18 protein-coding genes are annotated in these 15,674 nt (G+C 76.1%); 10 read left to right on the top strand and 8 right to left on the bottom strand.

The window, feature by feature from the left end; all coding sequences use genetic code 11:
* Nucleotides 1-210: 210 nt before the first annotated feature.
* A complete protein-coding gene (locus tag KBZ10_RS20880) occupies nucleotides 211-636 on the top strand; it encodes an OsmC family protein (RefSeq protein WP_210989200.1) in 426 nt (141 codons plus the stop codon).
* Nucleotides 637-703: 67 nt separating this feature from the next.
* Here the strand turns inward: KBZ10_RS20880 and KBZ10_RS20875 are convergent, their stop codons facing one another.
* Both KBZ10_RS20875 and KBZ10_RS20870 read right to left on the bottom strand, forming a co-directional pair.
* Complete coding sequence (locus KBZ10_RS20875; protein WP_210989199.1) at nucleotides 704-1,453, bottom strand: M23 family metallopeptidase; 750 nt, start codon at nucleotides 1,451-1,453, stop codon at nucleotides 704-706.
* Nucleotides 1,454-1,632: 179 nt separating this feature from the next.
* Complete coding sequence (locus tag KBZ10_RS20870; RefSeq protein ID WP_210989198.1) at nucleotides 1,633-2,133, bottom strand: hypothetical protein; 501 nt, start codon at nucleotides 2,131-2,133, stop codon at nucleotides 1,633-1,635.
* A 254-nt stretch (nucleotides 2,134-2,387) separates the two neighbouring features.
* Here KBZ10_RS20870 and KBZ10_RS20865 point away from each other — a divergent pair, with 254 nt between their 5' ends.
* Nucleotides 2,388-3,083, top strand: a complete 696-nt coding sequence (locus tag KBZ10_RS20865) for an AraC family transcriptional regulator (RefSeq protein ID WP_210989197.1) — start codon at nucleotides 2,388-2,390, stop codon at nucleotides 3,081-3,083.
* A 35-nt stretch (nucleotides 3,084-3,118) separates the two neighbouring features.
* Here the strand turns inward: KBZ10_RS20865 and KBZ10_RS20860 are convergent, their stop codons facing one another.
* The 4 genes from KBZ10_RS20860 to KBZ10_RS20845 all read right to left on the bottom strand — a co-directional run bounded on the left by KBZ10_RS20860 (nucleotide 3,119) and on the right by KBZ10_RS20845 (nucleotide 6,400).
* Nucleotides 3,119-3,517 (bottom strand): VOC family protein, encoded by a 399-nt coding sequence (locus KBZ10_RS20860; protein ID WP_210989196.1) that lies wholly within the window; start codon nucleotides 3,515-3,517, stop codon nucleotides 3,119-3,121.
* A gap of 183 nt (nucleotides 3,518-3,700) precedes the next feature.
* Nucleotides 3,701-4,687 (bottom strand): alpha/beta fold hydrolase, encoded by a 987-nt coding sequence (locus KBZ10_RS20855; protein WP_210989195.1) that lies wholly within the window; start codon nucleotides 4,685-4,687, stop codon nucleotides 3,701-3,703.
* 160 nt (nucleotides 4,688-4,847) lie between these two features.
* The gene (locus tag KBZ10_RS20850) at nucleotides 4,848-5,693 is read right to left on the bottom strand and encodes a HipA family kinase (RefSeq protein WP_210989211.1); all 846 of its coding nucleotides are present in this window, start codon (nucleotides 5,691-5,693) and stop codon (nucleotides 4,848-4,850) included.
* 275 nt (nucleotides 5,694-5,968) lie between these two features.
* On the bottom strand, nucleotides 5,969-6,400 hold the full coding sequence (locus tag KBZ10_RS20845) for an ankyrin repeat domain-containing protein (protein ID WP_210989194.1): 432 nt from the start codon (nucleotides 6,398-6,400) through the stop codon (nucleotides 5,969-5,971).
* 242 nt (nucleotides 6,401-6,642) lie between these two features.
* Between KBZ10_RS20845 and KBZ10_RS20840 the strand changes: the two genes are divergently transcribed.
* Together KBZ10_RS20840 and KBZ10_RS20835 are read left to right on the top strand one after the other, a co-directional pair.
* Nucleotides 6,643-6,837: a hypothetical protein gene (locus tag KBZ10_RS20840; RefSeq protein WP_210989193.1), complete on the top strand. Its 195-nt coding sequence runs from the start codon at nucleotides 6,643-6,645 to the stop codon at nucleotides 6,835-6,837.
* 91 nt (nucleotides 6,838-6,928) lie between these two features.
* Nucleotides 6,929-8,452 (top strand): hypothetical protein, encoded by a 1,524-nt coding sequence (locus tag KBZ10_RS20835; RefSeq protein ID WP_210989210.1) that lies wholly within the window; start codon nucleotides 6,929-6,931, stop codon nucleotides 8,450-8,452.
* A 100-nt stretch (nucleotides 8,453-8,552) separates the two neighbouring features.
* On the opposite strand, the gene KBZ10_RS20830 is transcribed toward KBZ10_RS20835, so the two are convergent.
* Complete coding sequence (locus tag KBZ10_RS20830; RefSeq protein WP_210989192.1) at nucleotides 8,553-10,070, bottom strand: PLP-dependent aminotransferase family protein; 1,518 nt, start codon at nucleotides 10,068-10,070, stop codon at nucleotides 8,553-8,555.
* A gap of 113 nt (nucleotides 10,071-10,183) precedes the next feature.
* Between KBZ10_RS20830 and KBZ10_RS20825 the strand changes: the two genes are divergently transcribed.
* The 4 genes from KBZ10_RS20825 to KBZ10_RS20810 all read left to right on the top strand — a co-directional run bounded on the left by KBZ10_RS20825 (nucleotide 10,184) and on the right by KBZ10_RS20810 (nucleotide 14,053).
* Nucleotides 10,184-10,981, top strand: coding sequence for a YitT family protein (locus tag KBZ10_RS20825; protein WP_374223387.1), 798 nt, complete (start codon nucleotides 10,184-10,186; stop codon nucleotides 10,979-10,981).
* A gap of 101 nt (nucleotides 10,982-11,082) precedes the next feature.
* Nucleotides 11,083-11,856: a glycerophosphodiester phosphodiesterase family protein gene (locus tag KBZ10_RS20820; protein WP_210989191.1), complete on the top strand. Its 774-nt coding sequence runs from the start codon at nucleotides 11,083-11,085 to the stop codon at nucleotides 11,854-11,856.
* Nucleotides 11,857-11,915: 59 nt separating this feature from the next.
* The gene (locus KBZ10_RS20815; protein WP_210989190.1) at nucleotides 11,916-13,424 is read left to right on the top strand and encodes an MFS transporter; all 1,509 of its coding nucleotides are present in this window, start codon (nucleotides 11,916-11,918) and stop codon (nucleotides 13,422-13,424) included.
* 254 nt (nucleotides 13,425-13,678) lie between these two features.
* The gene (locus KBZ10_RS20810) at nucleotides 13,679-14,053 is read left to right on the top strand and encodes an RNA polymerase-binding protein RbpA (RefSeq protein WP_030548181.1); all 375 of its coding nucleotides are present in this window, start codon (nucleotides 13,679-13,681) and stop codon (nucleotides 14,051-14,053) included.
* 129 nt (nucleotides 14,054-14,182) lie between these two features.
* Here KBZ10_RS20810 and fxsA read toward each other — a convergent pair whose 3' ends face one another.
* Nucleotides 14,183-14,890 carry an FxsA family membrane protein gene (fxsA, locus tag KBZ10_RS20805; RefSeq protein WP_210989189.1) on the bottom strand — a complete coding sequence of 236 codons (708 nt, stop codon included), beginning with the start codon at nucleotides 14,888-14,890 and terminating at the stop codon, nucleotides 14,183-14,185.
* A gap of 138 nt (nucleotides 14,891-15,028) precedes the next feature.
* On the opposite strand from fxsA, the gene KBZ10_RS20800 reads away from it, so the two are divergent.
* Together KBZ10_RS20800 and KBZ10_RS20795 are read left to right on the top strand one after the other, a co-directional pair.
* Entirely contained in the window at nucleotides 15,029-15,289 is a 261-nt protein-coding gene (locus KBZ10_RS20800; protein ID WP_210989188.1) for a WhiB family transcriptional regulator, read from the top strand.
* Between the two features lie 126 nt (nucleotides 15,290-15,415).
* On the top strand, nucleotides 15,416-15,655 hold the full coding sequence (locus KBZ10_RS20795; RefSeq protein WP_210989187.1) for a hypothetical protein: 240 nt from the start codon (nucleotides 15,416-15,418) through the stop codon (nucleotides 15,653-15,655).
* Nucleotides 15,656-15,674 lie beyond the last annotated feature (19 nt).

Here is a 15,674-nt window from a genome sequence, read left to right as displayed (position 1 = left end):
CCCCCTCCCCTCCCCCTCCCCTCTCCGCGGCCCCCCGCCGCGGCTGCCCGCCGGGCGCACAACGGCCCGGTCCGCTCTGTCCCGTATCGGGACGGATGTCGCGGACCGGTTCCGGCAGCGGCCGCCCCCGCACGGCGCGTCGCGGCCGGAGCGGCCGGACGGGGGCGGACCATCGGCTGGACGCCAGCCGTACCACAGGAGGGAACCATCGTGGCCACCACACGCACCGCGCACACGGTCTGGGAAGGCAATCTGCTGGAGGGCGGGGGCACCGTCACCCTGGACTCCTCCGGAGTCGGGGAGTACCCGGTGTCGTGGCCGTCCCGCGCCGAGGAGCCCGACGGCCGGACGAGCCCGGAGGAGCTGATCGCCGCCGCGCACTCCAGCTGCTTCTCGATGGCCCTCTCCAACGGCCTGTCGAAGGCCGGAACCCCGCCGACCCGGCTGACGACCCGGGCGGAGGTCACCTTCCAGCCGGGTACGGGCATCACCGGGATCCATCTGACGGTGTCGGGCGAGGTGCCCGGGACGGACGCCGAGTCCTTCACCGCGGCGGCCGAGGACGCCAAGGCCAACTGCCCCGTGAGCCAGGCCCTGGCCGGGACGACGATCACCCTCACGGCGTCCCTGGGCTGATCCGGACCGTATGGCCCGGCGCCGCCGCCCGGCCCGCGGGCGGCGGCGCGTCCGGGGGCGGCGGGCGTCAGAACCGGACGCCCTTGGAGGCCAGATACGACCGCGGGTCGATGTCGGATCCGTACTCCGTGCTCTGCCGCACCTCGAAGTGGAGGTGCGGGCCGCTCGACCGGCCGGTGTTGCCGGAGTGGCCGAGGAGTTCTCCCGGGCCCACCCGCTGCCCCGGTGCCGCGTCGACCCGGGAGAGGTGGGCGAAGAGGAGGTACTGGCCGTCCTTCGTCCGCAGGGTCACCAAGTTGCCGTAGTCCCCGCCCCAGCCGGCCGTCACGACCTCGCCCGGCCCGGGCGCGCGTACCGGGGTGCCCACGGGGACGGCGAAGTCGAGGCCCGTGTGGCGGCCCGCGAGCCAGCCGCCGGGGATGCCGTAGGCCGCGGACACCGCGGCGTCGGCCACGGGAAGCGTCCAGCCGTGCGCGGCGCCGGTTCCGGGGGCCGGGCCGTCCGGGGCCCCGGACTCCCCCGTGCCGGCCGCGCCCCGCTCCGTTCCGCCGGGGGCGGCGGCCGGCGGCCCGCCGGGGTCTCCCCGGCGGTCGCCGCGCGGGCCCGGGCTGCCGTGGGTGCGGACGCGGTCGTCGCGCTCGGACAGGTACCGGTGGCTGATGTCCATGCCCGCGCCCCAGGTCGGGCTGGCGGTGAGCAGCACCCCCGCTATCCCGGCTGCGCCTCCGCGCAGCAGCCGGGGCATCACACGGGGCCTGCGGCCCGTGCCGGTGCCGCCGGCGGGTCGGTTCGCGCCGAAGGTGCATACCGGAGTCATGGACGTTCCTCTCCTGCCGGTCTCCTGCTGTCCGGTGTCGGGGACGGGTGGGGACGAATGGGGAGGCGATGGGGGGGCGGGACGCGGCGGCGGCCCGGGTGGTGCGCCCCCGAGGCGGGGCGGGGGCGCACCACGGGCACCGCCGGCCCGGTCAGGGCCCGTGCCGGAGCGGCACCGCGTCAGGCCGTGTCGTCGCGGCGGCGCAGCGCCAGGACGGAGCCGCCGGCGGCCAGCGCCACCAGCCCGGTGCCGGCCACGGTCATGCCGGCGTTGCCGCCGCCGGCACTGCCGCCCTCACCGGCGTGCGACCCGCGCCAGGCCCGGTGGCCGACCGTGAAGTGGCCCACCACCGCGTCTCCGCTGCTCCGGCAGTGGGCCCGCACCCAGTACGTGCGGCCGGGCTTGGCGTCGTCCTTGACCCTGCCGCTGCCGGCGAAGGAACGGTGGCCCTGCCGGTGGAGGGTCACCTCGTGGTCCAGCCCGAAGGACTTCGCCGTCATCCGGCGGTCCTCGCACCCGCTCCTCACGCTGATGACCACATGGGCTCCCGCCTTCGGCATCTTCGGGCTGATCCTCATCCGGGAGTCCGGGTGCCCGTCGGCCTGCGACGCCGTGGCGGCGCCCCCCAGGGCTATCGCGGTCAGAGCGGTGGTGGCGAGCAGGCGGGAGATGTTGCGCATGGGAGTGCTCCTTCCGGCGGGAGGCGGACCCGCGTCCGCTCGGGCTCCGCGCCGTCGGCACCATGCAAGCCCGACGAGCCGTCAAGCGCGCGCGGCGCGGCGGAGTTCACCGTCCTGCCAATGGAGCAGCCCGGGGTCCCGCGTCTGCCGCATCGGCGCAGGTGGCGGGGTGTTCGCGGGAAGGGGCGGCGCGTCGGGGCGCGTCGCCGCCGAGCGGGTGACGGGCTCCGCCATCCGCGTGCGACCCTGGCCCGGTGTACGAGGAGAGACGTTCCGCGCGCGTACCCGCCGTCGTCTGGTCCCTGACGGCGGGGGTCCGGCAGCAGCGGGTGCTGCCCGACGGCTGCACCGACCTGATCTGGGACGGCACGGAGCTGGTGGTCGCCGGGCCCGACACCCGGGCGCATCTGCCGGCCGCCCGGCCCGGCACCCGCTACACCGCCCTGCGCTTCCCGCCCGGCACCGGACCGGCCGTCTTCGGCGTGGCCGCCCACGAGTTGAGGGACCGGCGGCTCCCGCTGGCCGCGCTCCGCCCGGAGGCGGAGGTGCGGCGGCTGGCCGAGCGCGCGGCGGAGGCGGCCGACCCCGCGGACGTGCTGGAGCGGGCCGCGGCTCGGGCGCTGCGCGGCGCGGGCCCGCCCGATCCGCGCCGGGCGGCGGTCGTGGCCGGGCTGCGCGCGGGACGGCCCGTGGCGGAGGTCGCCGAGCGGACGGGGCTCGGCGCGCGCGGGCTGCACCGGCTCTCCCTGGCGGCGTTCGGCTACGGGCCGAAGACGCTGGCGCGGATCCTGCGGATGAACCGCGCCCTGGACCTGGCCCGGGCCGGCCGCCCTCTCGCGGAGGCGGCGGTCCTCGCGGGCTACTGCGACCAGGCCCATCTCACCCGCGAGGTCCGGGCGTTGGCGGGTCTGCCGCCGGCGCGGCTGCTGGCCCCGCAGTCCTCCGGCTGACGGACACGGACTGCCTCCCCGGCGGCCCCGTGGGGTCAGTCCGCGGCCGGGAGCGGGGCGAAGAGGTCGACCGTGTTGCCGTCCGGGTCGGTCAGGGTGGCGTAGCGCTGGCCCCATGCGGCGTCCCAGGGCGGGAGGCCGCCGTGGCCGGAGGCGGCGAACTCGGCGTACACGGCGTCGACGTCGTCCGGTGTGTCGCAGGCGAAGGCCAGGGTGATCGCGTGGCCGCCGCTCGGGGGCGTCCAGTCCGGGTCGAAGGACCGGACGCTCTCGGCGGTGTCCCAGAGCAGCCGCGGGCCGCCGGGCAGCGCCGCTTCCGCGTGCGGACCGTCCCCGGCGTCCCCGGGCACGTCCAGGCCGAGGCGGCGGTAGAAGGCGAGGGATGCGGCCAGGTCGGCCACGACCAGGCCCACGGCGTCGAATCGAGGTGTCATGCGGGCACCGTAGGCACCGGGCCCGGCCCGGGTCTTGTACGGATCGGACACCGGGCGGGCACCGCGCACCGGAGAACGAGCCGCCGCGCTCCGGCGTCCCGGTGCCCGGCGGACCGGCGGACCCGCGGACCGGCACCCGGCGGACCGGCGGCCCCGCGGACCGGCACCCGGCGGCCCGGCCGGTCAGGGGGCCAGCCCGCGGTCGGCGAGCCAGCGCAGCTGCTCCTCCGTCTGGGAGGCCCCGCCGCCGGCGTGGTCGGCGAAGTGCCACACCCGCATCTCCCGGTCGCCCTTGTACGCGTTGTGAGCGGCGTACACGGTGGACGGCGGGCACACCGGGTCCATCAGCCCGACGCTGAACAGGGCGGGCGCGCCGGTCCGGGGGGCGAAGTGGACGCCGTCGAAGTAGTCGAGGGCGCCGAAGACCAGCTCGGGGTCGACGCGCTTGTGCCGGCCGAGGTAGTCGGCCAGCTCCGGGTACGGGCCGAGGGCGGCGAGCTCCGCGCCCCGCCGGAAGTGGCAGAGGAACGGGACGTCCACGAGGGCCGCGGCCACCGCGTCCCCGGCGAGGGCCGCGGTGGCCAGCGCCAGCCCGCCGCCCTGGCTGGCACCGGCCACGACGACGCGGTCCGGGTCCACGGCGGGGTGCTCGCGGAGGACGTCGACGGCGCGGACGCAGTCCGCCATCAGCCGCCGGTAGTAGTGGTGTCCGGGGTCGTCGATGCCGCGGGTCATGAAGCCGCCGACGTACTGGGTGCCGGGCACCGGGTCGGGGTCGGGGGTGTCGTGGCCCTGGCCCCGGCTGTCCACCACGAGATGGGCGTACCCGGCGGCGCTGTACACCAGGTGCTCGACGGGGAGCCCGCGGCCGCCGCCGTATCCGAGGTACTGGACGACGGCGGGCAGCCGCCCGCCCGCCTCGCGCGCCCCGCGGGGCAGCAGCAGCCAGGCGGCGACCGGCTGGCCGCCCCAGCCGGGGAACCGTACGTCGAAGACCTCCACCGTGGTGAGGAGCGGCTCCTCGACGGGCCGGTACCGGGCCGTGCCGCCGCCCGCCGCGCCGCGTGCCGCCGCGACGGTGCCGGCCCAGAAGGCGTCGAAGTCCGCGGGTTCGGGTGTTCCGGCGCGGTAGGTGCGCAGCTGGTCCAGCGGCAGATCGGTCAGCGGCATGGGTCCCCTCCTCCGGCCCGCCCGTGCCGGGGCGCGCCCTGATCGGCTGTGGTCGGGGAGCCGTGATCGTCGCGCGCCCCGCTGTCAGAGCTCTGCCCCGTCGGGCGGAGGGGACGCGGAGGGAGCGGAGGCACGGCCCCGGCGGGACGGGCGGAAGGGCTCAGCCCGGGATGTGCCGGAGCCAGGCGGGGCGGCCGGCGCGGGTGGCGGCGGCGCGGGCGGCCTCGGCGCGGCGCAGCTGTCCGGGACTGGCGAAGTCCCCGGGCAGCCACTCCGCGGAGCGGGCGGCGCGGGCCGCGAGATGGGTCACATAGGCCTCGCGCAGCTCCGCCGGTGAGGCGAAGCCGGGCTCGTCCGCCAGCCAGGTGTCGGGGACGAGCGCCGCCACCTCGCGCAGCAGCTCCGCGGTGACCAGCGGCGCCAGTTCCGCGTCGGCCGCGGCGACGTCCGGCGCGTACGGGCCGAGGGCGTGCCCCGTGAACGGGTAGCGCCGGGTGATGTGGCCGGGGGCCCGGTCCCAGCGGTGGTGGAAGACGAGGGCGGCGCCGTGGTCGATGAGCCACAGCCGGCCGTGCCAGACCATCAGGTTCGGGCTGTTCCAGGTGCGGTCGACGTTGCCGGTGAGGGCGTCGAACCAGACGATCCGCCCCGCCTCGGCCGGGCCGGGGACCAGTTCGGCCGGCGTCCAGTCCCGGGCTCCGGGCAGCAGGTCCATGCCGAGGTTGAGCCCGGCGCTGGAGTGCAGCAGCTCCTGGATCTCCCGGTCGGGTTCCCCGGTGGCGACGGCCGGGTCGAACCGGACCCGGACGAGCCGCGGCACCGGCAGGCCCAGCCGGCGGCCGAGTTCGCCGGCGAGCACTTCGGCGACCAGCGCCTTGCGCCCCTGGGCGGCGCCGGTGAACTTGACGACGTAGGTTCCGAGGTCGTCGGTCTCGACGACGCCGGGGACGGAGCCGCCGGCGCGCAGCGGCATGACGTAGCGGAGCGCGGTCACCTCGTCCAGCACCACGACTCCCCTCCCCCGCGCCCCGGGCGGCGGGACCTCCGCGCGCCGCATCCCCGGCCGGGCTCCCGATGGTATCGAGGGCTGGGCGTCCTCCTCACGGCTTTTCCGTGCGCCGGGCGGGCCCGGCAGCGGGGCGGAGCGCGGCGCGGCGCGGGAAGAAGGCCGGAGCCGGCGGTGGTCACCGGCGTGGCGGAGTCCGTCCCTGCGCCGGCGTGGACGACGGCCGGGGAGGACGGTCACGGAGGACGGCCGGGGAGGACGGCCGGGGAGGACGGTCAGGCGGCGCCGAACATCTTCAGCAGTTCCGTCTTGGCGAACATCCGGGCCGTGTCGACCGCCGACGGGGTGCCGAGAGCCGGGTCCGCGCCGCCCGCCAGCAGGGCGCGCACCACCCCGTCCTCGCCCTTGAACACCGCGCCGGCCAGCGGCGTCTGACCGCGGTCGTTGGCGCGGTCCGGGTCCGCGCCCCGGCCGAGCAGGGCCTCCACCGCGGCCGTGTGGCCGTGGTAGGCGGCGAGCATGATGAGGGTGTCGCCCTTGTCGTTGGTGAGGTCCGCGGGCACGCCCGCGTCGAGATAGGCCGCGAGCCGTTCCGCGTCGCCGGCCCGTGCCAGATCGAAGATCCTGCCCGCGAGCTCGATCACCTCGTCGTCCACCGGTCCCGGCCCCGCCTCGCCGGCCGGCTCGCCCGCTCCGGTGTCGCTCATCCGCCGCTCCGCCTTTCCGGGCCCACGCCCGTACGAGTGATTCGCCACCCTACTGGGCTGATCGCGGCGCCGGCCGCGGAGGACACGGCCGGCGCCGTACGACGCCGTTCCGGCCCGTGTGGCGGACGGGGCCGTCCGGGGCGGTGGCGACTTCTTCACTCCTTTGCGCCTTCGCCGGGCCGGGCACTTGGTGTGAATCTGGAAGCACTCGTGGTAACCGTCCCCACAGCCAGGAGAACACCATGATTCTGTCCATCTCGGGCGTCGTCCTGCTCGGTGTCATCGTCTTCCTCTTCACCCGGAAGGACGGGCTCAAGATCTCCCATGCGGTGGTCTGCGCCCTCTTCGGTTTCTACCTGGCCGGCACGGCGGTCGCGCCGAGCATCAAGGCGGGCGGCGCGAGCCTCGCCAGCCTGCTGGACAACATCCGGTTCTGAGACGCGGGCGGGCGGCCGCTCCGGCCGCGTCGGCCCGCCCGCGTCAGCGGCACGACCCACAGGAGAGCGAGCGAACGTGGACCGGCGCACCCTGACCGGCGTCCCCGTACCGAACGCCGGGAGCGCTCGGTACGACCGTGGGAGAGGGCTGCTGCGCGCGGCCGCCGACCACACCACGGACGTGCTGTACCCCCTGATCGTCATCGGCCGGGGGCTGCGCCGGCTGACCGCCGCCGGCCGCCGCCGCTGGGCGCGGACCCCGCGCGACCGGCGCGGCCCGGCCCTGCTGCTGGCCGCCGCGGGGGTGGCCGCGACGGCTCTGCTCCCGCACGGGCCGCTGCTCGCCGTGGCCGCCCTGACGGCCGCGGCCGCCTGGGCCGGGCGCGGCGGAACGGCCGCCGGGAAGGCCGTCCCGGGCGAGGCGGAGGCGGAGCGGCTCCGGACCCTGTACGAGGCGCTGGTGCCGTACTTCCGCGCGGAGGACGACCCCGATCCGCTCTACGCGCACGGTGGCGACTGGGAGGCCGTCTTCCTCGGCCACGCCTTCGACGACACGGGCCGCCCGGTCCTGCTCGAACTGCGCTACCCGCCCTACTTCCCCGACGGCGAGCCCGAGTTCCGGGCCCGGATCGAACAGGTGCTGCACGCGAAGTGCGGACGCGGGCGCGAGTATCTGTTCGACTGGGACGAGGAGGGCAACGTCCTCGCCCTGACCGCCCTCCCGCCTCTCCCCGACGACATCCGCGCCCAGCGCTTCGTCACGGCACCGGGTGAGACGGTGCTGGGCTTCACCGGCCCGGAGAGCGTCCGGCGCACCCTGCCCGCGGTCCGCGGCGACGCCCTGGAGGACGCGGCCGACGTCCCCCCGGTGCTGTGGCGGACGGGCCCGCGCTCCGCCGAGCCGCATCTCATCGCCCTCGGCCGGCCGGGCAGCGGCACGACGACCCTGCTCCGCTCCATCGCCCTGCAGGCCCTGCGTGACGGCGACGTCCTGGTGGTCGACGGCAGCGGCGGCGGCGAGTACGCCTGCCTGGCCGGCCGGCGCGGCGTGCCGGCCGTCGAGTGCGGTCTCAGCGGCGCCCTGGCCGTCCTGGAGTGGGCGGTGCACGAGACGGAGCGGCGGCTGCTCTCCCTCCATGAGGCCCGGCGGACCGGCCACCCGGTACCGGAGGACGTCCGGCGCCGGCTGTGGATCCTCGTCGACCGCCCGGCCGCGCTCAGCCAGTTGGCGGCCTCGGAGGGGCGGCCCGACCCGCAGGAACTGCTGCGGGTGCCGCTGCGCCACGGCCGCGCGGCGCAGGTGACGGTGGTGGTGGCCGACCACCTCGACGGCGTGGACTCCCTGGACGGCACGGTGCGGACGCAGACCCGGGCGCGCGTGGTGCTCGGCCCGGCCACGCCCGAGGAGACCGCGGCGGTGCTCGGCGTGCCGCCGCCCACCACACCGCCGCCGGAGGTCCCGCCCGGGCGGGGCTACGCACGGCTGGGCCACGGGCCGGTGCACCGGCTGCAGGTCCCGGCGACCCCGGACCCGTGCGACGAGGAGTGCGCGGAGGCCGACCGGCTGGCCGTGCTGGCGCTGCTCCCGGAGCCGTCATCCGTGGCGGGGGCCTGACCGGGGCACGGCCGGGGCACGGCCGCCCCCGTCCGGCGGCCGGGAGGATCGCCGGGCGAGCGGCCCTCAGGCGGCCGGATCGGTCGGGCCGCCGGATCCGTCAGGCGACCAGACTGCGCGAGTCCGCGGCGGCGGCCGCGCCCGTCACGCCCGTCTCGACCAGCCGGGCCGCCTGCGCGAGGCGGGCCGCCGCCGTGTCGGCCACCGCGCCGCCCACCGTGAACGGCAGCCGGACGTAGCCCTCGAAGGCCCCGTCCACGCCGAAGCGCGGCCCGGACGGCACCCTGACCCCCAGCGGCACCCCCGCCTCCGCGATGCGCGAGCCGGACAGCCCACCCGTGCGCGCCCAGAGGGTGAGCCCGCCGTGCGGAACGGAGAACTCCCAGTCGGGCAGGTGCCGCCGCACCGCGGCGACCAGCGCGTCCCGGTTCTCCCGCGCCTGGCGGCAGCGGATCCGCACGGCCTCGTCCCAGCCGCCGCCGCGCATCAGCCAGCTGACGGAGAGCTGTTCCAGCACGGGAGAGCCCAGGTCGGCATAGGCCCGGGCCGCGACCAGGGACCGGATGATCTCCGGCGCCGCGCGCACCCAGCCGATGCGCATCCCGGCCCAGAATGCCTTGCTGGCCGAGCCGACGGTGACCACCGTGCTGCCCGCCGCGTCGAACGACGCGACGGGGCGCGGGAGTTCGAAGTCCGCGTCCAGGCGCAGAGCGGCCATGGTCTCGTCCACGACGAGCACCGTGCCCGCCGAACGGGCCGCCGCCACCAGCTGCCGCCGCTGCTCCTCGCTCGCGACCGCGCCGGTGGGGTTGTGGAAGTCGGCCACCACATAGGCCAGGCGCGGTGCCGCGTCGCGCAGCACTTCGCGCCAGGCGGGCAGGTCCCAGCCCGCCAGCCCCTCGGCCATCGCGACGGGGACGAGACGGGCGCCCGCCTCACGCATCAGCTGCAGCACGTTGGCGTAGCTGGGCGATTCGACGGCCACCCGCTCCCCTCGGCCCGCGAAGAGATGGCAGATGGCGCCGACGGCGCCCATGGCGCCGGTGGTGACCATGATCTGCTCGGGCATGGTCGGGATGCCCCGTGCGGTGTAGCGGTCGGCGAGGACCTGGCGCAGCTCGGGGAGGCCGGCCGGGTAGTCGCCGTGGGTGTGGGCGTAGGGCGCCAGTTCGCCGAGAGCGCCCTCGACGGAGCGGGTCAGCCAGGGTTCGGGCGCGGGCAGGGCCGCGCAGCCGAGGTCGATCATCGTCTCCGCGGCGTCCGGCGGCAGGGGGTCCAGACCGCGGGTGGGCAGCGGGCTGCCCGCGGGGACGGTCGTCCAGCTGCCGGCGCCGCGCCGTGACTCCAGGAAGCCCTCGGCGCGCAGCGTCTCGTAGGCGGAGGCCACGGTGGTGCGGCTCAGGGAGAGCGCGGCGGCCAGCTCCCGTTCGGCCGGCAGCCTGGCGGCCACCGGGACCCGTCCCTCGTGGATGAGGAGCCGCACCCCGTCCGCGAGGGCCCGGTAGACCGGGGCCCGCCGGCCGCCGGCCGGGGCGGGCGCGCCGTTGCCCCCGTGGTTCTGCGAGCGGAGCAGCCTGGCCAGCTGCGCGGCCCCCACCGCCGAGGTCCACTGACTCATCTTTGCGGTCCACCTTCCCGAAATTGGCCATGGAACCGCAGAGGTCCCGGACCACAGACTGCCACGCGCCAGGCCAGTGCCACCACTCACCCACCACCACACAGGGAGTCCAGGTGTCCATACCGACGGGGGATCGCCGGCCGAGGGGGGATCGCCGGCTGACGCGGCGGCTGGTCCAGCTCTACGCGGGGCTCGTGCTCTACGGCGTGAGCGTGGCGATGATGGTCCGCGCCGAACTCGGTCTCGACCCCTGGGACGTCTTCCACCAAGGGGTCGCCGAGCGCACCGGGCTGTCGATCGGAACGGTTCTGATCCTCACCGGCGCGGCGGTGCTCCTGCTCTGGGTGCCGCTCCGGCAGCGGCCGGGCCTCGGCACCGTCTCCAACGTGGTGGTGATCGGGCTCGCGATGGACGCCACGCTCGCCCTCGTACCGGACGCCCGGGCGCTGGCGGTGCGGATCCCGCTGCTGGCCGCGGCGATCGTCCTCAACGGGGCGGCGACGGGTCTCTACATCGCGGCCCGCTTCGGCCCCGGCCCGCGGGACGGGCTGATGACGGGGCTGCACCGGCGCACCGGCCGCTCGCTGCGGCTGATCCGCACCGGCATCGAACTGGCGGTCCTGGCCACGGGGTTCGCGCTCGGCGGCTCGGTGGGTGCCGGCACGGTGGCGTACGCGCTGGCCATCGGCCCGCTGGCGCAGTTCTTCCTGCGGGTGTGCGCGGTCCCGGCGCCGGCCGCGGCGCTCCCCGGAGGGACGGCGGACGCGGGAGACCCGGAGCCCGGCCCGGCGGGGACACCGGGTGCGAACGGACTGCCGGGAACGGCGGGCGGAACGGGAACCCCGGGCCCGTCCGGGCCGGAGAGTGCCCCGGCCTGCGACCCGAAGACCGGCTGCCGCGACGCCGGCTGAGGCGCTTCCCGGTACGAACGGCGGCCGCACCCGGCGCCGTGCCCCCTCCCCCGCGGCCGCCCGGTGTCCGCGGAGCACACCGGGGCGGCGATACTGCCGCCGTGACACCGAACCGGGCCGTACGCCATCCCTTCCTCGACCATCCGGCCACGCTGGCCTTCGCCCACCGCGGCGGCGCGGCGGACGGCCTGGAGAACACCGCGGCCGCCTTCCGGCGCGCGGTCGCCGCGGGCTACCGCTATCTGGAGACCGACGTGCACGCCACGTCGGACGGCGCGCTGGTCGCCTTCCACGACGCGACCCTGGACCGGGTCACCGACACCCGCGGTGTGATAGCCGAGCTGCCGTGGTCGCGGGTGCGGCGGGCGCGGGTGGCGGGGACGGAACCGCTGCCGCTCTTCGAAGAGCTCCTGGAGGAGTTCCCGGAGGCCCGCTGGAACGTGGACGTGAAGGCCGGGGCGGCCCTCCCCCCGCTGATGGGGCTGCTGCGCCGGACCGGTGCCTGGGACCGGGTCTGCGTCGGCTCCTTCTCCGAGGCGCGCGTGGCCCGCGCCCAGCAGCTGGGCGGCCCGCGCCTGGCGACCTCGCTCGGCACCCGGGGCGTCCTGGGCCTGCGGCTGCGCTCGTACCGGTTCCCGGCGCGGTCCCGCCGCAGCGCCGTCTGCGTCCAGGTGCCGGAGCGGCACGGGCGACTGCGGGTGGTGGACCGGGCCTTCGTACGGGCCGCGCACGCCCTGGGCCTGCAGGTGCACGTGTGGACGGTCAATGACGCCGGGCGGATGGCGGCTCTCCTGGACCTCGGGGTCGATGGCATCATGACCGATCACATCGAGACGCTGCGCACGGTGCTGACCGAACGAGGCGCCTGGGCCTGACCCGGGCGTTGCCCCGGCGGCGCGCCCCCCGCGGCGACGGGCAGGGGCGAGGGGGCCGCATGAGTGCGGAGATCACGGGCGGGGCCGGCGGCGGGCACACCGCGCTCCCCGGTACGGCGGGCGGCGGCACGGCGGAGGAGGGCACGCCCCCGGCGCGCGGAACGGGCGGCCCGGCGGGCGGAACGGGCGGCCCGGCAGGTGACCCGGCGGCCGCCGCGGGCCCCGCCGCGGCGGCCGAGCGCAGGCGGGAGCAGCGCGGCTGGTACGTCTACGACTGGGCCGTCTCGGTCTTCTCCACCAGCGTCGTCACCGTGTTCCTCGGCCCGTACCTGACGGCGGTCGCCCGGGCCGCGGCCGACGCCGACGGTTATGTGCACCCGCTGGGCCTGCCGGTGCGGGCGGGCTCCTATTTCGCGTACGCGGTGTCGCTGTCCGTGCTGGTCTCGGTGCTGGTGATGCCGCTGGCGGGAGCGGTCGCGGACCGCACCGGCCGGAAGAAGCCGATGCTGGCGCTCTTCGCGTATCTGGGCGCGGCCGCGACCACCGGCATGTTCTTCCTCTCCGGCGACCGCTATCTGCTGGGCGGCTTCCTGCTGGTCGTGGCCAACGCCTCGTTCTCGGTGGCCATGGTGGTCTACAACGCCTTTCTGCCGCAGATCGCCGGACCCGGGGAGCGGGACGCCGTCTCCTCGAAGGGCTGGGCCTTCGGCTACGCCTCCGGTGCGCTCGTCCTGCTGGCCAATCTGGCGCTGTACACGGGACATGCCTCGCTGGGGATGTCCGAGGGCATGGCGGTGCGGATCTGCCTGGCCTCGGCCGGGCTGTGGTGGGGCCTGTTCGCGATCGTCCCGCTGCGCCGGCTCCGCGACCGGCCCCCGGTGCCCGCCGCCGCCGTGGAGGGCGGCCCCGCGCGGGCGGGTTCGGTGGGGCAGAGCTGGCGCCAGCTCCGCGGCACCCTGCGGGACATGCGGCGGCATCCGCTGACCCTGCTCTTCCTCGTCGCCTACCTCCTCTACAACGACGGCGTGCAGACGGTGATCTCACAGGCGTCGGTGTACGGCTCGGAGGAGCTGGGCCTGGACCAGACCACGCTGATCCTCGCCATCCTGCTGGTGCAGGTCCTCGCGGTCCTCGGCGCGCTCGGCATGGGGCGGCTGGCCGCCCGCTACGGCACCAGGCGCACCATCCTGGGCTCGCTCGGGGCCTGGACCCTGACGGTCGCCGCCGGGTACTTCCTGCCCGCCGGCGCGCCGGTGTGGTTCTTCGCCCTGGCGGCGGCGATCGGGCTGGTCATGGGCGGCAGCCAGGCGCTGTCGCGGTCGCTGTTCTCCCAGCTGGTGCCGCGGGGCAAGGAGGCGGAGTACTTCTCGGCGTACGAGATGAGCGACCGGGGAACGAGCTGGCTGGGCCCGTTGCTGTTCGGTCTGACGTATCAGCTGACGGGAAGCTACCGGGACGCGATCATCTCGCTGGTGGTCTTCTTCGCGCTCGGTTTCCTGCTGCTGGCGCGGCTGCCCGTACGGCGCGCGGTGGCCGCCGCGGGGAACCCGGTGCCCGACCGGATTTAACGCGGACGACGGTGGAGCGGTAGTGTACGCCTTTGCCCACAGGGCGGACCGTTACTGCAAGCTGAACCAGGAGAAGCGCTGGGTGACATCTCCTGCCAGATGTGACAAACCGGGCCACGGTGGGTACAACAAGGGGCGGCACGACGGGCGACGCATGTCCCGCAACGGGAATCTTTACCGCCGACCGGACGTTGACCGGATGACGACGACAGCGACATCTGTCCTGTGGGCGACAAGCCCGGGAGGCACAATTCATGAGTGAGCGAGCTCTCCGCGGCACGCGACTTGTGGTGACCAGCTACGAGACCGACCGCGGCATCGATCTGGCCCCGCGCCAGGCGGTGGAGTACGCATGCCAGAACGGCCATCGATTCGAGATGCCGTTCTCGGTGGAGGCGGAGATTCCGCAGGAATGGGAGTGCAAGGTGTGCGGGGCCCAGGCCCTGCTCGTGGACGGCGAAGGCCCGGAGGAGAAGAAGGGCAAGCCCGCGCGGACGCACTGGGACATGCTCATGGAGCGGCGCACCCGCGAGGAGCTGGAAGAGGTGCTGGCCGAGCGGCTGGCGGTGCTGCGCTCCGGCGCGATGAACATCGCCGTGCACCCCCGGGACAACCGCAAGTCCGCCTGACACCGGCGGCAGTTCCCGCGCCGGCGGAGGTACGGCGGCACTGACGGCGAAGGACCCGGACCACCACGGGAATGGTGGTCCGGGTCCTTCGTATGCGCCCGGGCCGGCGGCGCGCCGCCGGCCCGGCGTTCAGCGGGGCAGCGGGGGTTCGCCGCCCCGGCCGTCCGAGCTCCCGCCGCGGCCGCCGGTCCCGTTCCCGTCGGAGGCCCCGTTTCCGTCGCGCCCGGGCCCCTTCCCGCCCCCGGCGTTCCCCCCGGGCGCGTTCTCACCGCCGTCGCGGTGGATGACCTCCCCCTGCACGACCTTCCCGCCGGGCCGGTGCATCCGGGCCTGCCGCAAGGCGTCGTCCAGACCGCCCCGCCCCGCCGCGGACATCCGCCGGCTCAGTGAACGCTCGGCGGAGCGGCGCAGCAGCGCCCGGGTCGGCGGGAAGAGGCAGAGGAGACCGGCCAGATCGGAGACCAGCCCCGGCAGCATCAGCAGCAAACCGCCCAGCATGGGCAGGGTGTTGCCGCTCGCCCTGCTGCCCTCGGCGGGCGGCGCCCCCGGCGCGGTGCCGCGCTGGAGGTTCTCCGTCAGCCCCCGCCAGGCGCGCCGGCCGGCCCGCTTCACGGCGTACGCGCCGAGCAGCAGACCCGCGAGCAGGAGCAGCACCACGGTGAGGGGCCCGAAGGCATCGGCGACCAGGGTCAGCAGCCAGATCTCCAGCACCACCCAGGCGGCCACGGCCAGCGGCACCAGGCTTCGCCGCGGCGAGCGCCGGGGCCGGGCGGCGGTCGGTCCGGAGCCGCGGCCCGGGGGCGGTTCGGGTCGGTGGTGGGGTACGCCGGTCGTCATGTCTCCAGTGTGCCTGGCGATCGCGCGGGCCGGGCAGCGGGACGGACGCGTTGGGTACACGGCATCGGGTACGCGGAGAAGAACCGACACAGAGCGCATCCGATCAGAAGCCAAGACGAACCGAACGGAGTGGCATTCATGGACTGGCGTCTGAACGCGGCGTGCCGCGATACCGACCCAGACCTGTTCTTTCCCGTCGGCACCTCCGGCCCGGCCCTGCGCCAGGAGCAGGCGGCGAAGGAGGTGTGCGCGAGCTGCCCGGTCATCGACGCGTGCCTCGACTGGGCCCTGGAGACCGCCCAGACCTCGGGGGTCTGGGGTGGCACCTCCGAGGACGAACGGCGCCCGATGCACCGGCGCCGCGAGCGGGAGCGCCGGCGGGCCCGTACCGCGGCCTGACCGGCGGGACGGGGCGGGCCGGCGGGACGGGGCGGACGGCCGCCCCCGCATGACCGGTTGGCGCGCGGGTACCCGCGCGGCACACGGCTCGGAACCAGGTGCGAGCACGAGAGAGGGGACCCGGACATGGCGGAACGACGCTCCGAGCAACCCGGGGCGGGCGGCCACGCCGTCCCCCGGGACCTGCCCGACCAGCAGGTCGACGGCCGTGACAGGGCAGCCGACAAGTGGGAGGGGGAGATTCCGGACGAGGCGGCCGACTCCTCCGGGGAGAGGCTGCCGGACCCGGACGAGGCGGGTGCACGGCGGCGCGGCCGGCGCCCGGACGGGGACGACCGGGGCGAACCCGATGAGTCCCCGGGCTGACGCGGACTCAGCTCGGGAA

It is taken from the genome of Streptomyces sp. F63, assembly GCF_018070345.1.
GTDB lineage: Bacteria > Actinomycetota > Actinomycetes > Streptomycetales > Streptomycetaceae > Streptomyces.
Note: the sequence above shows the minus strand (reverse complement) of the source record. Positions and strands in the feature narration are given on the sequence as shown.